Below are 16,626 nucleotides of genomic sequence, written 5' to 3'. Positions count from 1 at the left end.
GATCAACTCCGCGCTCGAAACGTTCTTGTTTTGCCTGTCGAACGGTCTGTTCAATCAGGGTGTGAACGGAGTATATGTAGTGAATAAATAAGTGTGAGTTACTCAGAATCACTACATAAATAACTTTGAGTTACCAATGAGCCCAACCCTGGATCTGTCATTTTTTTATCTTCTGGCCAACAAAGGCAGCCTGGCTGCCACGGCCAGAGAGCTCGGCATCACACCGCCAGCAGTGAGCAAGCGCCTTACTGCCCTTGAGGCTCGATTGGGGGCACGCCTGGTGAATCGCACCACACGTTCAATGAGCCTGACCTCAGAAGGTGAACTGCTTTTTTCCCACGCGGCCCGGATCCTGACGCAGATCGATGAGGTCGAGCAGCTGATCAACAGCAGCCAGGCTGAGCCAAAAGGCTTGATTCGCGTCAACGCATCGCTGGGCTTCGGACGCCGTTACATCGGTCCTGCCCTTGGCGCATTTTTCAAGAAACACCCGCAGGTGGAAGTACAACTGGAGATCAGCGATCACCCGCTCGACCTGACGACCCATGGGTTTGACCTTGGCATTCGTTTCGGCACACTGGCGGATGCAGCTTTTCATGCGCGAAAGATCGCTTCCAACCGCCGATTGCTATGCGCCTCACCGTTGTACCTGGAAAAATACGGTGCTCCGCAACGTCTGAGCGATTTGCAGCAGCACAACTGCATCTTCCTGCGGCAGAACGAAACGCCTTACGGGGTGTGGAGCTTTACCGACGGTGGCCGTACGCAAAACATCAAGGTACGCGGCGCCTTGGGCTGCAACGACGGTGAGGTAGCCCTGAACTGGGCGCTGGAGGGGCATGGGATTCTGCTGCGAGCTGAATGGGACATCGCCAGATATGTCCGTAGCGGCCGATTACGACTGGTACTCGAAGACCAGACACCGACCCGTGCCGATGTTTACGCGGTATACCCGCAGCAGTTACACCTGTCCACACGAGTGCGCAGCCTGATCGATTTCCTGGTTGAGCGTTTCAAGGACATCGATCATCTGGAGAGCGAGTTGTAGAGCCATTGCCCCCCTGTCTCATCACCCCACCTGCTGCCTGCGCAACCAAGCCACCAGGCTGCCGCAGCAGGCACTGACGACGAGTAAGTCGCACGCCCACCGGACTGATGAATAAACCTCATAAACCCTTGCCAATTTACCCATCTAGTGCTCATGCGCCATCTCGCATGCTGTCACCCAAACGCGAATATCGGGGGATCGAAATGCACATGCGCACACTCGGCAACAGTTAACTCGAAGTATCAGCGCCGGGACTGGACTGCATGAGTTTAAGGCATGGCTGCGGCACGACGACGGACACACCACAAGCCATTACGCTGGTCCGCTCGGCGATGAGGCGATGAGGCGATGAGCAACGATAAAGCGTCAGGATCTGCTGCTCGCCTGTTGATTGTGCTGGGTGGTATTGCGGTGGTGTTTGGCCCAGTGACCGACTGGGTGGCCGTAGCGTATTGCGCAACAAGACGTTGAGAATCGAACGGGCAAAGATCATCTGGCAAACCCTAAGACGCTTTGCACAGGCTAACGAAGGCTTTGCAGATTACCTGTCAGCCAAGCAGCACGCAGGCTTATGTCCTAGGTCCTAGCCATTTCGATACCTACCACGCCCCTGTTGTGCCTGTCTCCCGTCCTGCTGTTACACCGCTGGGCATACCTTCCAACTGACCACCTTCTCGCGATCACCCGGCACAGGCTCAAAGATGGCAGTTAAACGACGAGGACTGCTGGTATGTGCTGGGCAGCAATGCTCGCCTGGGCACAAACTCAAACTTCAAGCCCTGATTGCCGCGAGCAATAACAGGCACAAGTTTCCAGCTGGTGAGGGTCCAAGTAGGGGCCTTTTTTTAGGCATGAAAAAGCCCAACAGATTAGGTTGGGCCAAGTCATTGAAAAATATGGTCGGGACGGAGTGATTCGAACACTCGACCCCTAGCACCCCATGTTCCCTCGTAAAATATCGCAACCCATTGTAATTAAAAGAAAAATACAATTTTGCATGATGGCAAAATGTACTGCGATTCGTGCGCAGGCAAACGGTAAACCGGGGGCTGTGGGGTGGGTTTTGCGCAGATTTTGGTGTATCCCCGGCCATTTTTGGGATGCAGCACACGCTTTACCAGTTGCTGATTCTGTAGCCACAAGCTCTAAGCTCTTTAACCACTTCTACTTTCCAAGCACCTGATTGGTCTAAAGGCGCATATACCACACCGTTTATATCGTTAGGAGTCTCGATTACGCCTTTGACCAGGGCGCATACATTTTCTCTACCAAGCTTCGCCATCAAGTAACCATGTTCGAATACGACATTTTGTCGAGCCCGATCCTTTGGACTTTCTTGCTTCTCGTGATATCCCCTACCCTGGTCGCACGGCGTGTACAATACGAGAGCAAAATCTGCATCGTTAGTATAGCGCTCAATCTTTTCAATAATGGTCATACCCGCATTGGCCTGTTCATGCAGGATAATTGCTTCTAGGCCAAGCCCCTCGATGAACCGACTTACCTCGTACTTAGCGAGATCATCCCTTCCATGAACGATGAACACCTTTCGCTTGTTCCTTGCAACTACCGGCGAAAGTAACTCATCTATATTTCCGACACTTGGGTGTTCCGCCTTGAAGGTTTGTACTGGCAGAGAAGCTTCGTCATTCGGCAGGTCGAGAAAATCTAATAACGGGGTAAACTGCTCAGACAGATAGGCTCTACGTTCGGCATAAGAACTGAACTTCCCTTTGATCCATGCCCAAAAAGAATCGAGGCTTCCATGCTGCTTAACAAATGGTGGAAGTCGTTGCCCGATCTCAGGATCACTTAGTAGTTGACGCCTAAGTTGTGCATACTCAGCTGGGTCGGCCGCATTACCAGTTGCTCGCGCAGCAAGAAGGTTTTGCAAGTAGCTGACCTTATCGAAGTGACTCTGCAAAAAAACTATACTCATCAGGGGGTTCCGTTTTTATTGTTCGTACGCTCAAGGGATAGAGCGTGAAACTTGATAATCATAGCGCTTAGCGAGACAACGCTAGCTCAGCACAGCTTTGGGCCGCAGTCATTTGGTAGCCAGATGGATTGGAAACAATACAAAAAACCATATACGCTACAACTCCCAGGCTAGCTCATTACTTTGTTCCAATCGACCTCATAACCTGCGACTTTGAGCTCGCGCGCGAGAACAGTTTTCCATTCGCCAGACATCGACGTCCAAACTACACCAGCAAAGTCCGTAGGAATATCCACATCGCCCGACTTTAGCGCGCATACTTTGTCACGACCAAGCGCTCCCATGAAATATCCAAGTTCCAACAGTACATTTTGCCTGACACGGGGCTCAAGCTCCCCTCCGACTTTACTACCAACATCATCAGGTGTTAGCAAAACCACAGCCATTCCAACATCGGAGTGATGCTCTATTTTCTCGATGATGGTACGTCCGCCATTGGCCTGCTCATGAAGGATTATTACTTCAATACCCAGTCTTTCAATGAACCGTGCGACCGTTTCGCGAACCGCTTCATCATGTCCGTGAACCAGGAACACTCGGGGCGAGCCTCCTAATGAGCCTGATCGTACAGGATGACTGAGCTCCACGATGAGGTCGAGATCTTCAAGATCCGTGTTCAAAGCGTTGATCGCCTGCCCAAGTGATGCCTTCGAATTGCTTATCTTTTCTCCCGTAATTCTTTTGTAGTCGGGATCGGGCATACCGGAAACCCACATCATTGTACGATGATGGAGCTTGTACGCCTCGCTGTATCGATTGGCGGCGGTTGTATTAGTACCAAAGCATCGCTCCAATGTATCCTCAATACTACGCTCCAAAGCTTGGAGCTCAGGCGAAGTCGAACGCCGCATTGTGCTTAGGTCAAAAGTATCTAAATCTGTGATTCGTTGCTGAAGTCGCTCTATCCCACGTTTTAACTGGCTGGCATCCAGATAAAGCTTAGGCTGGATCGCCGTTGGTGGTGGTGCCTTCCTCGCCATGATTATTCCTTACTGTGCAATGATAAACCCATCATGCCATCTCACGCGGCATGTGTAACACAACAAAACCGCCCCTTCCAAGCGCTCCTCCTCCCCCAGTACCAAATACTTCTCCTACCCCTTTGCGCGAATGGCGGATACCCTGCTCGCATCGAGATGGCTAAACGCCACTGCCTACTTAAGAATCTAATGAATCGCTCGAGTGAGATCACATGGAACTGTTCCTCATCATTTTCGGCTTATGCGCCCTTGCGCTGCTGGTCGTCGCAGTAAAAAACACAAAGCTCATAGCCAAGCTGACTGCTGAACTCCGCCAACGAGAGCAGATCATTGATCGCCAGCAGCAAGAAAATTTAGCGCTACTGAGCCGTGTCGACCGCCAGGGGCAGGAAAATACAGCCTTACAGAATCGCGTCGATGCCCTTTCCAAGTATCAAACCATCATCGATGCTGAGGCCCACGCCAGAGAACTCAACACACAAGCTGAGAGTGTTTTCGCCCAGTCGAAAATAGCTGCTGCAGTCGAGCTGCATGAAGCGAAACGCATGGCAAAAGAAGAGCTGATAACCAGCGAGATGGAAATAGCTTCAGCCCGCGCAACTGCGAGCAGGATTGTTGAAGCCGCAAATAAACGCGCAGAAGAAATTGCAGGTGACGCTTACAGCGCCATGAACCGGGCAAAGGAATTTGCTGATACAGCAAAAGCGATGAAGAACATCATCGAAGGCTACGGTGATGCTTACATCGTGCCCACCTACAATTTGCTTGATGACCTTGCTGAAGAGTTTTCTTTCACTGAAGCTGGTCAGAAACTCAAAGCAGCCCGTGAGATGAGCCGCTGGATGGTCAAGGCCGGACGGGCTGCTACCTGCGACTACGCAGAATCCAATCGACGTGACACCGCTATCCGCTTTGTCATTGATGCATTCAACGGCAAAGTCGACTCAATCCTTTCCAGAAACAAAGCTGATAACCACGGCAAGCTGGAGCAAGAGATCCGCGATGCATTTGCCTTGGTAAACCATAACGGCACCGCATTCAGAAACGCACGCATCACAGACGAATATCTCACCTCTCGGCTGGAAGAGCTGAAGTGGGCCGCAACGACTCGCGTATTGAAAGAACAGGACCGCGAGGAGCAGCGTCAACTGCGCGAACAAATACGCGAAGAAGAAAAAGCCCGCCGTGAATTTGAACGCGCCATGAAGGACGCAGCCAAGGAAGAGGACACCATCAAAAAAGCGATGGATAAGGTTCTTCAGCAAGCAGCGAATGCCAATGATGCCCAGCGCGTGGAATTTGAAGCCAAGCTGCGCGAGCTTGAACTCAAGCTCCAGGCTGCAGAAGAGAAAAACCAGCGCGCTCTTTCAATGGCGCAGCAAACCAGAACCGGCCATGTTTACGTTATTTCTAACGTCGGCTCGTTTGGCGAGGAGGTCTTCAAAATTGGCATGACTCGTCGCCTGGAACCTAAAGACCGCATTCGTGAACTCGGGGATGCAAGTGTTCCATTCGAATTCGACGTGCATGCGATGATTTTCAGCGATGACGCACCTAGCCTGGAAAAAACCCTGCACCGCCACTTCCTGCGCCGTCAGATGAACAAGGTCAATCCGCGTAAGGAGTTTTTCCGCCTTGGGCTCAGTGAGATTCGAACTGAGCTCGAAAGCCTTGGCGTTGAGACCCTTTGGACGATGGCAGCTGAAGCTCACGAATATCGCGAGACCATTCGCATTGAGCAGCAGATCCAGGAAAACCCGGTGATTGAGCAGCAATGGACGCGTTATCAGCTTGAACATGAAGTGGAGAGCGAAGTAGAGGAGATGTAAACCAGGGCGACTCACGACCGGCGCAAAGCGACACTTGTGCCGGAACTGGCGAAAGAATAGTTGGCCCAAGCCACGCCAAAAGAACGCCTCGTACAGATGATATTGCTCAAAGGTGAGCCGACCGAGTGCTTCAAGACTGACTAAACTTTCAGCAATGCACGAAAGTCTAGGCCGGAATAGATCAAGCGTATAGATAAACTCACATATATTTGGTCTACACTGTTATTCAATGTCAATAAATCAGGCATTCTCAATGAAACTCACTGACCAGCAGATCCTTGAGCAAAAATACTTTGAGCAATTTGCTCAACATTACCCCATACCCTGCGGCGCAATCGAATACTCCGACAAGCCTGACATACTGATACATGGTGATATAAAATTAGGTATCGAAATCGCTCATCTTTACAAAGTTGATGGAAAAAACACTAAATGCGAGCAAAAGCAAATCATTATGCGTCGCGAAGTAATTGCACAAGCGGAGCAACTTTACCTATCAAGCGGCGGGCGAAAAATTGAGATTTCGATTGACTTTGATCCCCAGCATCCAATCATGCGCAACAACATAACAAAAATTGCCAAGGGTCTAGCTGTTATTGCTCAGGAAATCTCATCAGAACATGAAGGGTACTCGAGCTACAAAGCGTTCGAACTTATCCCTGAACTCCGTTTTATTTATCATGATGGAAAAGAGTATCGAAATAGTAACTGGCGACATCAGCAGAGCTTTGATGTTCCGACGCTATCAATTGCCCGAGTAAAGGAACTAGTTGCGCAGAAAATTAATAAACTCAAGCAATATAATCCGTGCGACATCTACTGGTTGCTTTTCATTGTTGAGTTCTGGGACCCATCACAGGACCAGGATATTAACTGGCCCGCAGGTGAGTGCATTGGCCCTACCCCCTTCGAACGAATATTAATCTATAAACCTGCATTCAAACAAGTAGTTGAAGCAGTTCAACAATATTAAAAAACATGGGAAGCAGTCAATGCACTTAATAATCGATAGTAACCAATTGCAACACCCCAACCTCCGAGATTTCCTGACCAACCCAAAAAATCGTGCAATCCTAACCGACTTCTCCGCAATGGAGGCGTATAAGGGCGACACACTTAATAGTATTTTTAAATCCATGAGTGTAGTGTCTGTTTTCCCCTCTCAAGTAGTAATCCTAAAAGGCTCCGCAAAAATATGCGGCATGAGTGGAAGACAGAAAGGCTTGCAACGAAGACTCATAGATAAAGCACAAACCTCCGAATTTCCGAAGTTCGCCCACGATCTTCGCAAAGCTGAGTTAGGAGACATTCTCCTCCGCCAGCAACTTATTGATTTGGGAAAATCAGCAAACGAGCATCTTGATAAAATGTTAATAGACACAGAGCAAATGCGCGAAGCATTCGTGATATTAGGCAATGAGTATACAAAAGAAGAACGGGCAACTCTTCGTGAGCAACGGGTGTACACGCCCTCCATGGTAGAACGGTTAGCCAGAACACTATTACAAATCACAGGTCAGATATTTGAAAATGCGCCTATCGTCAGAAAAACCCCATCATCCCAAGAACTACCAAACACCCTGATTTTTAGATTTTCATTGGCCTGCTATGTCATGGCCATTACGCGCTCAGCACGAGGAGGCATGCGCAACATGAGGCCTGATAGACTTCGTAACGACCTAGTTGACATGATTCTCGTCGCCTATGGCACATATTTTGATGGGATCATGTCTGATGATGAGAACGTAAATATTATGTTTACAGAAACATGCCTTATCTTGGCTGGTCTCTTCAAAGCGGAAATTCCTGCTCTTAATCGATTAACGAGCAGTAACAGCTACCAGATCAATAGAGCTCATCAATGAATTTCAGCACATTACCCCTTGCACTCATTGACGAGCTATCATCTTCAATACTAAACAGTACAAACTCGGAGTTCATACGTGAAAAACTCAACCTGATACTCGACCACTACCAAGTCATAAACTATGAATTCCAATACGACAGCGCGTTTTGGCGCGCGAGAAAATGCAATGACCAAAATGGCTTTGATAACACATCAGAACTTGGCCCCCCACCCACGCACCTCACACGAGAAGGAAGACTTAACGAAATAAACGACCCAATATTATATACATCAACCAACAAGTTTTCAGTTCTAAATGAAATAAACGCAAACGAAGGCGATTATATACACACAGTCGCCTACAAGCAGAAAGCCGACCACACTATCTGCTGTGCTACAATTGGAGAAACAACCCATATAAATAGATGGGGAAGTGGCCTAACATCTGAAACAGTGGGAGACCTATTAATCGAATTCATGAAAAATATGCCTCATGATTTCGGTAAAAGCTTTGTATTTACAGATGCATTCCTATCATCTTTATTGAAAGATGAAAATGCAAAACACACAAACTATATCCACTCTAGAATTTTAGCCAACTTGATTTTTAGCCGAAACCCAAAACTAGATGCAATTGCCTATAGTGGTGTAGCGTTAGAATCTTCTCGCAACTATGCAATTAAGCCTAGCTCCGCTGAACGCTCATTACAAATGGAAGCTAGTTTTGTGTTAAAAATCACAAAAAAATACAAATACGGAATGTACGATTTCCAGATTATTAAAAATGCCGAGGGTATAGAGTTTGATGGCAAATTCATATGGTGATTGCGTATGTGTCATCTGTATTAAGCGCGAGGCACCAATCTCGCGCTGCACATGGATTAGAACAATTTTCCCAATGCCGCAGGTTCCCAGTTTATGATTACCAGCTCGCCACTCACATCAGCCTTCCCCTGCCTCTGATTCGTGGTCGTATACCGAATCTCGGTCGTCTCAAAATGAAACCCTTTAAACACCCGCCGAATATCCGGATGGTAGTTGATGCTGACCATCACCTTGCCTTTGCAGCGCCGCATAAAGTCAGCCATGCGCTCGTAGTTTTCAAACGGGAAGTCCACGCCGTATCCAGCGGCCTGCCAGTAAGGCGGGTCCATGTAGTGGAAGGTGTGTGGCCGGTCGTAGCGCTCTGCGCACTCAAGCCAGGGCAGGTTTTCGACGTAGGTGCCGGCCAGGCGCTGCCAGGCTGCAGACAAGTTTTCTTCAATGCGCAGCAGGTTGATTGCAGGAGCAGTCGTTGCGGTACCGAAGTTCTGCCCTGTGACCTTGCCACCAAAGGCATGGTGCTGCAGGTAGAAGAACCGAGCGGCGCGCTGGATGTCGGTCAGGGTTTCCGGGCGGGTCATCTTTTGCCACTCGAATATCTGCCGTGAGCTGAGAGCCCACTTGAATTGACGCACGAATTCCTCCAGATGGTTCTGCACCACCCGGTACAGGGTCACTAGGTCACCGTTGATGTCGTTTAGCACTTCGACGGGAGCAGGCTGTGGGCGCAGGAAGTACAGCGCCCCGCCGCCGGCGAAGACTTCGACGTAGCATTCGTGGGGTGGGAACAGGGGGATAAGGCGGTCGGCCAGGCGGCGTTTGCCGCCCATCCAAGGGATGATGGGTGAAGACATAATGTGCAAGACCTTTGCTGTATAAATAAACAGGTGCTAGGCACGCTCCGCTTTGTGCTCGAAGCAGGAGTCTTGACTGGACTTGCAGGAATGATCTGCGGGTGTGCCTGATACTTCTTTGGCGTAGGCCTGACAGGCCTGCAGCGCGATCAGTCCTTGATCGTCGTCACTGGTGATTCCGATAATTCGTTGAGCATGCGCTGGGTCAAATTGGGCTCTATGGGCGCCATAAACCACGCCGCCGGCAGTGGCAAGGCGATCACGCAGACGTGCCTGTTTGGTTTTCTCATCGGTCAGGGCTCGGTAATGGGATTGGTCACTGGCTGCCAGCCATTGCTCCAGGGCGAGGCGCTTGCCCTGCTCTGCCAGGATTTGCGCAGAGTTGGCATTGGCCAGATCGGTGCGTTCGGTTTCGGGAGGATCAGCAGCAGTTGCCGCGCTGTGATGGGCATGAGTTTCTTTAGATAATAAAAAACCCGCACTCGGCGGGTTTCTTTGAATCGGTGCAGGTATTTACTGTGGCTGGATACCTTTGATTTTCTCCAGGCGCATTGGATAGCCATTGGCTGGCTGAACCACAGTTTCGCTTTCAACCGTTTGGATGATCTTGCCGTTGGCATCTTTCGTCACTGAAATAGTCTTGCTATAGGTGCTCTGCACCACGCAGCCATTCATCAACAATGCCGCGCCGACTACAGCCAAAAACTGGATGCCCTTCACTTGGTACTTCCTTACCTGGATAATTTCGGCGCCGACTGTAGCAGGCTTTATGCCATCATTTCCAACGACATAGGCTGAAGTCTTGCTTCGCTGGAAGGCATGCCTATCTCGAGACAAAAAAATCCCGCACTTGGCGGGTTCGGTACTGCAGTTTCATTTAAGCAAGACATCACTTGTTCAGCCGTTCTGCCAGTCGCGTCATCAGGTCCATGCGTTCATGCAATATCGCCACGATCAAAGCAGGTCCACCTTCACGCGGCAGGGCAAATGCGTAATGGTGTTCGCAGTGAGCCATCAACAACGTCGGGTAGAGGTCGCTCATGTCCCTGTACGCGCCTTGACGGGCGGCAAGGCGCGCGATCCCGCGTTCCAGTCTGCCGATATACACACGCACCTGCTGGTCACTCCACTGTTGGCGCGTGTAGCGGATGATTCCGCGCAAGTCGGCTTCAGCCTCAAGCGTAAGGACGTAGGCACCGCTCAAACCCGATTTTCCCCGGACAGTTCTTCGTCAAGGATGTCACCAATGCTCCTGTCTGAAACCTTGCCCGCCAGGCCATCATTGATGCGGGCGGTCAGTACGCCTCTGAGCTCTTGCCATGCCGGATCATTGTCGACATTGCCCGGAAACAGGCGCTCGATGGCGTATTGCTTGATCGTCTTGCCCTGCAAGGCGGCCAACGCTTTCAGGCTCTGATGCTGCTGCTCGGATATGTCGATGGTCAGGCGGCTCATGTGGCAACTCCATACGTGATCTACGCCCTGATCTTCGCACAAATGTGGGAATGTGGGCCATCGACTGGACGACCGGAACTTCTCCCAGGCTAGCTTGGGCGTAATGGCCGCATGTTTGAATCGGGATAGCCCTTTGCATCCAGTTTCCAGGCTCGAACCTGATTACGGTAGTCACACCACAGGCGCTCTGTGCCCGCTACCTGCTCGCCATCCTCGATGGCCTCCAACTGCTCAGCCACGAACTTACGCTCCTGCTCGACCCACTGGACTTCGACAGCAATCAAAGGCGCCAACCGCGCCCTGCGCGAAGATAACCCCCTGCGCCATAACTGATGATGCGTATACCCCATGTGATCAACATGCTATCTGCAAACTTTATAAAGCTGCCGCTGGCATTCGTCCCTTGATCAATAATCGCTCTGCTCGCCACGGAACCCACAACATCTGCAAACGCTGCGCTTTTAAGCGCTGCTGCCTTGTCGTATAGCTCCCGCGTCATAAAGTTAATCTTCTGATTGGCCACACGCGGTGGGTCACCGGGAGGAGATTTACCTGCGCATTCAGGCAGAGCGCGAGACGCATAGCGCAGCCTGAACGGAAAGCATCACTGCAGGCCGCTCGCTGAGCAGGTTGGGGGGAATGAAAGCTGTGGAAAGTCTACGGTGAAATGTCAGCCATCATAGAAATGTTTACCAGGCTCACGGACTAGAATTAGTGAGCTGAACATAAATACAAAAACCTGCAAGCAGCGCCCAAAAAATTACAAATAGCCATGGTGTCCTCATAGAGAACATTAGCGATTTGCGATACCCCTGCTGACTCGATTCTTTTTCGTTAAATAAGGGTGAGTCATCATAGGCCTCCCCCATAACCGGGTCACTTCGCAATAAGTGACTTTGTTTGAAATGCCAATGATCAATGATGACATACGAGGCCCTAAACCCAGGCCAGGCATGCAATGAGCTAAATATTCCTAGGATGGCCATCAAGGTTGGTACAACCAAGGTAAAAAGCTCGCCCCATCTGGGATTGAGGTTCGCCATTGAAGAGGCAAACGCAATAACCAAGAACGATTGGGCCGTTAAATATGCGTTCGTTCTATTCGAGAGCAAACTTGTTTCATAGTGAATTTCTCTCCGATAGAAATCTAGACGATCTTTAGGAGTGCCAAATAGAAAAACGTCTGAGGGCGACTCCTGATGAAGCCGGATTTCCTCAGTAATGATCTTAGTCACAGCACGCCTCCGATGGACTGAATGACTTTAGAAGCTCTCCCCTTCAAAGGGTTCATTAAATTTCAGCGCATAAATACTCAATCCTAGCCAACTTCAAAAACTCATTTCACCCCCATGAATGTCAGCGAAAGAAGTGAAGATGAATAATCCACAGCTCTGCAGGCGACCATGACCCCAAGTCAACGCGCTTACTGTGATGTAGCGCTCGCAATAAACCAGCGCCGCAATATGTCCGTCGCGCTTCGCCTCGGGCTTGCCGGCTCCACCACACCGAAGAGCGCCCCGCGCTACCGGGTAGTGCCAGAGAGTGGCGAGTTCTTCCACATTGTCGATACCGGTACCGGCAAGGTGAAAGGCTTTCGCCCGTAAACTCGAACAGGAGTCGCTGCCATGACTGACTTTCTGGATACCGTCGAAGGCCCGGACTGGCTTTACGATGCCATCAACAGCCTGATCTGCGGCGACACCGTCACGGCGCCGCGCCCCTTCGGTAAACAGGTGACATTGGTGACACCACAATCACTATACGAAGCACTGGCCGAACACCTCGGCGCACAAGAACACATCGCCCCTCTGCTGACCGACAACCGCGAATATCCGATCGAGCAGATGATTTGCGAAATCGTTGCCGGTGGACGCTGCATACACGGCAAGGTCTACGACCTGGCCTGCACGGCTCTGGACCCGGCCAAGTCCAGGCAACACCCTACAGCCCTGCATGATCTTGCCGAGTCACTGATTCGTCCCCGAGCCAATGAGTACGGCCAGGCCCGCGCCGAGGAACTGGCGACAGACCTTGCTGCCGACCGGGCGGATCAACGCAAAGCCGACGTTGCGTAAGGTCAGCCCTTGCCTTTGTTCTTGTTCTTCGCTGCGCCCTGGCGAGCCTTGAATTTCGGATTGGTTTTGCAGATCACATAAATACGGCCACGGCGCTTAACGATCTGGCAGTCACGGTGACGATTTTTCGCTTCTTTGAGTGAGGACAGCACTTTCATCGGTGAGGCTCCTTGCGGTGAGTTGAAACGTAATAACATATCTTAAATACGAATGATAATGTTTAGCTACTCATATTTCCCCTACCCCTTCTTGATGCTGCGTAGATCGCGGCAAGGATTTTGTCGTGTCCATGAATATGCGGATCTGGGATCAAGTCGATAAGACCGATACCCGGTGCACAAAAGCTGCTTTGGCTGGACAGCGTGCCCATGCTGACAAAACTGGAAGAGAAGAAATCAAGCCGCAAGCCCTACCCCATGTCCTGGGAAGAGCAGTCGATTCTTTTTGGCGAGTTGCCCGCCCACTTGCAGACGATGGCTTTGTTCAAGGTGAACACGGGCTGTCGCGAGCAGGAGGTTTGCACATTGAAGTGGGATTGGGAGATTGCGGGAGCGGAACTGGGCACCAGTGTGTTTCTGATACCGGCCGATTTTGGCGGCCGGCATGAGCGGTCGGGAGTGAAGAATGGTGATGAGCGTCTGGTGGTGCTCAACACCGTGGCCATATCGATCATTGAGAAGCAGCGTGGTATCAGCAAGGAATGGGTGTTTCCTTACAACGGTACTGCGCTGCACCGGATGAATGACTCAGCCTGGAAGAAGGCGCGAGTGAGAGCGGCGAAACTCTGGCAGGAGAAAAACCTTCGCCCCGCTCACCCTGGCTACTTGTCTATCCGGGTTCACGATTTGAAGCACACGTTTGGTCGACGGCTACGAGCAGCAGGTGTAACCGAGGAAGACCGCAAGGCTTTGCTCGGACACAAGAACGGCAGCATCACCAGTCACTACTCCGGCGCCGAGCTGGGGCAACTGATTGAGGCTGCAAATATGGTATCAGCAACCGACTCACGAGGTCCGGTTCTGACAATTTTGAAGAGGAGGCAGGGATGAAAAGCGGAAAAGCCCCGAAAATCTCCCGAAAATGAAAAAGGCCAATGTCGAGGACATTGGCCTAAGTCATTGAAGAATATGGTCGGGACGGAGTGATTCGAACACTCGACCCCTAGCACCCCATTCAAGCTTGAATCTCTACAGGCCTCTAAATTCAAGGCTTCGCGCTTGGCGCTCGCTGCAATGATGCCCAACAGCGCTGAGCCGTGAGTGACAAGGTCACTCGAAAAGTCACTCGGCCTTTTTGCATCCCACCGACTTCCTGTCGACCAAACACTCTTCCGAACCCTCCAGTATGCAACCCTACCCAGCCGCCTGTTCATGGCCCGAATGATGGACAGGAAGGACTGAGAACCATGCCCTTCTGAACAGTGGCACGTAGCTCTTCTCGTTTTTTGTACCCGTTATGTAGCAGTGGCATCCTGAACACGCTCTCAGTAGGATTTCGTTAGGCCACGCTGCTATGATTCCGACTTTACGAACGGCGTCGATATTATTGCCCACTCTGAGCATATTTCACCCGCCAACAAGATCTAAAAAAGTTTGCTCATCCCTAAAAGGAATTACAGATGCACAGGATTGTTAAATCTCATCTCACAAGCTTTGTCAAAAGCTTTGGACTAGAAGCAGATGATGAGTCAGTTCAGTTCGAAAAATTTACGACGTATTGTGTGCTATCCAATCGATTCGGATCAGCATTTGATCTTGACGATGTCTCCACTGGTCCAGGTGACGAAGGCATCGACGGGGTGGCGATTATTATTGATGAATCTGTAGCAGTTTCTGCAGATGATACGCTGGCTACATTTGCGACCCCCAAAAGAAATCACGATGTTGACGCAGTTTTTGTTCAAGCAAAACGGACAGAAGGTTTCGACCTCGGCGACTTTTTGAAGTTCAAAGAAGGGATACTTAGATTTGCTTCTCAAGCTCCTTATTTAAATGAAGATGCGACATTGATCAATGCTCGAGAGATTTTCGACATCACGCTGAATGAAGTACCTAAAATAAGAAATGGAAAACCATCACTCACAGCGCGATACATTACAACCGGAATATATCTTAAGCCTCAAGCATTAGAGACAGCGCTTCAAGAATTTATAACGCAACTTAGAGACTTGGGACTATTTCACGAAATCGATGTGAAATTTATAGATCGCGACGAACTAACACGATTATGGGTCAGTACTTACTCGAGCATCAATGCTAGCCTACCCACTTTTAGTATCGCAGCCCTACCTATAATCAACGGAATTGATGAAGCATATTTGGCGGTAGTCAGAGCACAAGACTTTGTCTCAAACCTACTGACAACGGAAGACGGCAACCTTAGAACACAGGTATTTGAAGAAAACGTCCGTTCATTTTTAGGACAAGAAAACGCTGTTAACCAGTCTATCGCCGCCACACTGGCCTCTGACTCGGCCAGCAGATTTCCGGTTCTGAACAACGGCATCACTATTGTAAGCCCTGATATAAAACTACAAGGTACAACTCTGCACCTTACGAACTATCAGATTGTTAACGGATGCCAAACATCTAACGTACTCTTTGAAAACCGTCACATGCTTAACGATGTCATGGTAAATATAAAGCTAGTTAAAACGCAACTAGAAGATGTATTTTCAGATCTTGTTCGGGCTACCAACAGCCAAAGCAAGGTTGAAGATACGCAATTTCTATCTCTGAAGCCTATAGTCAAACGTGTAGAACAATACTTCAACACATACGAGGGATCAGAAAGCCGCTTATACTTGGAGCGTCGTGACAGACAGTATGTTGGGCAAGACATACCCGCCACACGAATATTCACACTAAACAACGCAGCAAAATGCGTAGCGTCAATGTTTTGCAACAGACCAGAACTAGCTTCTCGCTATACGAAACAAATGTACGAGGAACTCACAGACACTATTTTTTCTGACGACACGAAAGAGGCGATCTTCTACGCATCATGCGTAACAATGTACAGATTCAATTTACTTGTATCAAACAGTACAATCCCGCAAAATTTAAAAAAATTAAAGTGGCATATGCTTCCAGTGGTCCGATCATTGATCTGTGGAAAAGATTCAGCTCACTTGAATTCAAAAAAAGCTCTACAACAATCAGAAGCAATAATAAAAGTCATGGGGCAGCACAGCCAAAAAGCGACTGAAACTCTAACAAGGGTTGTTCAAATATTTGAAAGCCTTGGCGACATATCGCCGGACAGATTAAAAAGACAAGCAATACTTGCAGAAATGATTGCAGCCACATAATGCAGCATGAGGAGTTAGCGCATCGCGCTAGCTCCTAAATACGACATAAACCATTTAGCAAAAAGTTTTTCAATACTCTGATGCCATCACTCGTTATGGGTGCAAATCCAAAATCTGTAGACATCCAAAAAAAATAGTAATATTAGTAATATCCACCCCGAAAAACGGCTACAGCCCTTGTAGAACGAGGCTTTCAGCGGTTTGTGCAAAAAAGCGATATTTAAGCGACAAGAAGGCGATAATATTACCTTTCTTAATAGCTATATTTCTATTCTTTAAAACCCAATGAATCCGGGGGTTTGGCAGAAATATTACTTTTCATATCGCTTCGTATTACCTTCCCTTGCAATACCGAAAACCCAGTAAAACCGTGGCCTCCACACCTATCCTTCGATCCGTATTACTCAT

General features: G+C 49.5%; 18 protein-coding genes and 2 pseudogenes. 10 read left to right on the top strand and 10 right to left on the bottom strand.

Annotation, left to right across the window (positions count from 1 at the left end):
* The first annotated feature begins 136 nt into the window (after positions 1–136).
* Together QN377_RS05195 and QN377_RS05190 are read left to right on the top strand one after the other, a co-directional pair.
* Positions 137–1,048, top strand: coding sequence for a LysR family transcriptional regulator (locus QN377_RS05195; RefSeq protein WP_095002894.1), 912 nt, complete (start codon positions 137–139; stop codon positions 1,046–1,048).
* A gap of 348 nt (positions 1,049–1,396) precedes the next feature.
* Entirely contained in the window at positions 1,397–1,519 is a 123-nt protein-coding gene (locus tag QN377_RS05190) for a hypothetical protein (RefSeq protein WP_254925889.1), read from the top strand.
* Between the two features lie 643 nt (positions 1,520–2,162).
* Here the strand turns inward: QN377_RS05190 and QN377_RS05185 are convergent.
* A complete protein-coding gene (locus QN377_RS05185) occupies positions 2,163–2,987 on the bottom strand; it encodes a TIR domain-containing protein (protein ID WP_138738277.1) in 825 nt (274 codons plus the stop codon).
* A gap of 170 nt (positions 2,988–3,157) precedes the next feature.
* Entirely contained in the window at positions 3,158–4,027 is an 870-nt protein-coding gene (locus QN377_RS05180; RefSeq protein ID WP_178084373.1) for a TIR domain-containing protein, read from the bottom strand.
* 212 nt (positions 4,028–4,239) lie between these two features.
* Between QN377_RS05180 and QN377_RS05175 the strand changes: the two genes are divergently transcribed.
* The 4 genes from QN377_RS05175 to QN377_RS05160 all read left to right on the top strand — a co-directional run bounded on the left by QN377_RS05175 (position 4,240) and on the right by QN377_RS05160 (position 8,527).
* A complete protein-coding gene (locus QN377_RS05175) occupies positions 4,240–5,856 on the top strand; it encodes a DUF4041 domain-containing protein (RefSeq protein ID WP_138738276.1) in 1,617 nt (538 codons plus the stop codon).
* A gap of 253 nt (positions 5,857–6,109) precedes the next feature.
* Positions 6,110–6,829: a hypothetical protein gene (locus QN377_RS05170; RefSeq protein WP_138738275.1), complete on the top strand. Its 720-nt coding sequence runs from the start codon at positions 6,110–6,112 to the stop codon at positions 6,827–6,829.
* A complete protein-coding gene (locus tag QN377_RS05165) occupies positions 6,807–7,721 on the top strand; it encodes a hypothetical protein (protein ID WP_322212750.1) in 915 nt (304 codons plus the stop codon). Before QN377_RS05170 ends, QN377_RS05165 begins: the two co-directional genes overlap by 23 nt.
* Positions 7,718–8,527: a hypothetical protein gene (locus tag QN377_RS05160; RefSeq protein ID WP_322212749.1), complete on the top strand. Its 810-nt coding sequence runs from the start codon at positions 7,718–7,720 to the stop codon at positions 8,525–8,527. Before QN377_RS05165 ends, QN377_RS05160 begins: the two co-directional genes overlap by 4 nt.
* 56 nt (positions 8,528–8,583) lie before the next feature.
* On the opposite strand, the gene QN377_RS05155 is transcribed toward QN377_RS05160, so the two are convergent.
* The 7 genes and pseudogenes from QN377_RS05155 to QN377_RS05125 all read right to left on the bottom strand — a co-directional run bounded on the left by QN377_RS05155 (position 8,584) and on the right by QN377_RS05125 (position 12,068).
* Complete coding sequence (locus QN377_RS05155) at positions 8,584–9,378, bottom strand: DNA adenine methylase (protein WP_322212747.1); 795 nt, start codon at positions 9,376–9,378, stop codon at positions 8,584–8,586.
* Positions 9,379–9,486: 108 nt separating this feature from the next.
* Positions 9,487–9,792: pseudogene (locus QN377_RS05150) on the bottom strand (lysis protein); the annotation flags it as partial.
* Between the two features lie 99 nt (positions 9,793–9,891).
* A complete protein-coding gene (locus QN377_RS05145; RefSeq protein WP_138738271.1) occupies positions 9,892–10,098 on the bottom strand; it encodes a hypothetical protein in 207 nt (68 codons plus the stop codon).
* A gap of 169 nt (positions 10,099–10,267) precedes the next feature.
* Positions 10,268–10,582 carry a type II toxin-antitoxin system RelE/ParE family toxin gene (locus tag QN377_RS05140; RefSeq protein ID WP_150628178.1) on the bottom strand — a complete coding sequence of 105 codons (315 nt, stop codon included), beginning with the start codon at positions 10,580–10,582 and terminating at the stop codon, positions 10,268–10,270.
* Positions 10,579–10,833, bottom strand: a complete 255-nt coding sequence (locus QN377_RS05135) for an antitoxin (protein WP_095002908.1) — start codon at positions 10,831–10,833, stop codon at positions 10,579–10,581. Before QN377_RS05135 ends, QN377_RS05140 begins: the two co-directional genes overlap by 4 nt.
* Before the next feature lie 89 nt (positions 10,834–10,922).
* Positions 10,923–11,126, bottom strand: coding sequence for a hypothetical protein (locus tag QN377_RS05130; protein WP_323567611.1), 204 nt, complete (start codon positions 11,124–11,126; stop codon positions 10,923–10,925).
* 405 nt (positions 11,127–11,531) lie between these two features.
* A complete protein-coding gene (locus tag QN377_RS05125) occupies positions 11,532–12,068 on the bottom strand; it encodes a hypothetical protein (RefSeq protein ID WP_095002910.1) in 537 nt (178 codons plus the stop codon).
* A gap of 228 nt (positions 12,069–12,296) precedes the next feature.
* On the opposite strand from QN377_RS05125, the gene QN377_RS05120 reads away from it, so the two are divergent.
* Both QN377_RS05120 and QN377_RS05115 read left to right on the top strand, forming a co-directional pair.
* Entirely contained in the window at positions 12,297–12,437 is a 141-nt protein-coding gene (locus QN377_RS05120; protein WP_322212742.1) for a hypothetical protein, read from the top strand.
* A 21-nt stretch (positions 12,438–12,458) separates the two neighbouring features.
* Entirely contained in the window at positions 12,459–12,908 is a 450-nt protein-coding gene (locus QN377_RS05115) for a hypothetical protein (RefSeq protein WP_153327000.1), read from the top strand.
* A gap of 2 nt (positions 12,909–12,910) precedes the next feature.
* On the opposite strand, the gene ykgO is transcribed toward QN377_RS05115, so the two are convergent.
* A complete protein-coding gene (gene ykgO, locus QN377_RS05110) occupies positions 12,911–13,066 on the bottom strand; it encodes a type B 50S ribosomal protein L36 (RefSeq protein ID WP_095020762.1) in 156 nt (51 codons plus the stop codon).
* 192 nt (positions 13,067–13,258) lie between these two features.
* Here ykgO and QN377_RS05105 point away from each other — a divergent pair.
* Together QN377_RS05105 and QN377_RS05100 are read left to right on the top strand one after the other, a co-directional pair.
* Positions 13,259–13,957: pseudogene (locus QN377_RS05105) on the top strand (tyrosine-type recombinase/integrase); the annotation flags it as partial.
* Between the two features lie 569 nt (positions 13,958–14,526).
* The gene (locus tag QN377_RS05100) at positions 14,527–16,218 is read left to right on the top strand and encodes an AIPR family protein (protein WP_322212738.1); all 1,692 of its coding nucleotides are present in this window, start codon (positions 14,527–14,529) and stop codon (positions 16,216–16,218) included.
* The last annotated feature ends 408 nt before the right edge of the window (positions 16,219–16,626 follow it).

The sequence above is a fragment of the Pseudomonas sp. CCC4.1 genome (assembly GCF_035019225.1).
Classification (GTDB): Bacteria; Pseudomonadota; Gammaproteobacteria; order Pseudomonadales; family Pseudomonadaceae; genus Aquipseudomonas; species Aquipseudomonas bubulae.
The sequence above is the reverse complement of the archived record's forward strand: the minus strand, read 5'-3'. Positions and strand labels throughout refer to the sequence as shown.

What these genes read in the sequence shown, in the direction of transcription:
- QN377_RS05175 (WP_138738276.1), top strand. Translation starts at nt 4,240, where the DNA reads ATGGAACTGTTCCTCATCATTTTCGGCTTATGCGCCCTTGCGCTGCTG.
- QN377_RS05100 (WP_322212738.1), top strand. Translation starts at nt 14,527, where the DNA reads ATGCACAGGATTGTTAAATCTCATCTCACAAGCTTTGTCAAAAGCTTT.
- QN377_RS05180 (WP_178084373.1), bottom strand. Translation starts at nt 4,027, where the DNA reads ATGGCGAGGAAGGCACCACCACCAACGGCGATCCAGCCTAAGCTTTAT.
- QN377_RS05155 (WP_322212747.1), bottom strand. Translation starts at nt 9,378, where the DNA reads ATGTCTTCACCCATCATCCCTTGGATGGGCGGCAAACGCCGCCTGGCC.
- QN377_RS05170 (WP_138738275.1), top strand. Translation starts at nt 6,110, where the DNA reads ATGAAACTCACTGACCAGCAGATCCTTGAGCAAAAATACTTTGAGCAA.
- QN377_RS05160 (WP_322212749.1), top strand. Translation starts at nt 7,718, where the DNA reads ATGAATTTCAGCACATTACCCCTTGCACTCATTGACGAGCTATCATCT.
- QN377_RS05135 (WP_095002908.1), bottom strand. Translation starts at nt 10,833, where the DNA reads ATGAGCCGCCTGACCATCGACATATCCGAGCAGCAGCATCAGAGCCTG.
- QN377_RS05195 (WP_095002894.1), top strand. Translation starts at nt 137, where the DNA reads ATGAGCCCAACCCTGGATCTGTCATTTTTTTATCTTCTGGCCAACAAA.
- QN377_RS05190 (WP_254925889.1), top strand. Translation starts at nt 1,397, where the DNA reads ATGAGCAACGATAAAGCGTCAGGATCTGCTGCTCGCCTGTTGATTGTG.
- QN377_RS05115 (WP_153327000.1), top strand. Translation starts at nt 12,459, where the DNA reads ATGACTGACTTTCTGGATACCGTCGAAGGCCCGGACTGGCTTTACGAT.
- QN377_RS05120 (WP_322212742.1), top strand. Translation starts at nt 12,297, where the DNA reads ATGTCCGTCGCGCTTCGCCTCGGGCTTGCCGGCTCCACCACACCGAAG.
- QN377_RS05185 (WP_138738277.1), bottom strand. Translation starts at nt 2,987, where the DNA reads ATGAGTATAGTTTTTTTGCAGAGTCACTTCGATAAGGTCAGCTACTTG.
- ykgO (WP_095020762.1), bottom strand. Translation starts at nt 13,066, where the DNA reads ATGAAAGTGCTGTCCTCACTCAAAGAAGCGAAAAATCGTCACCGTGAC.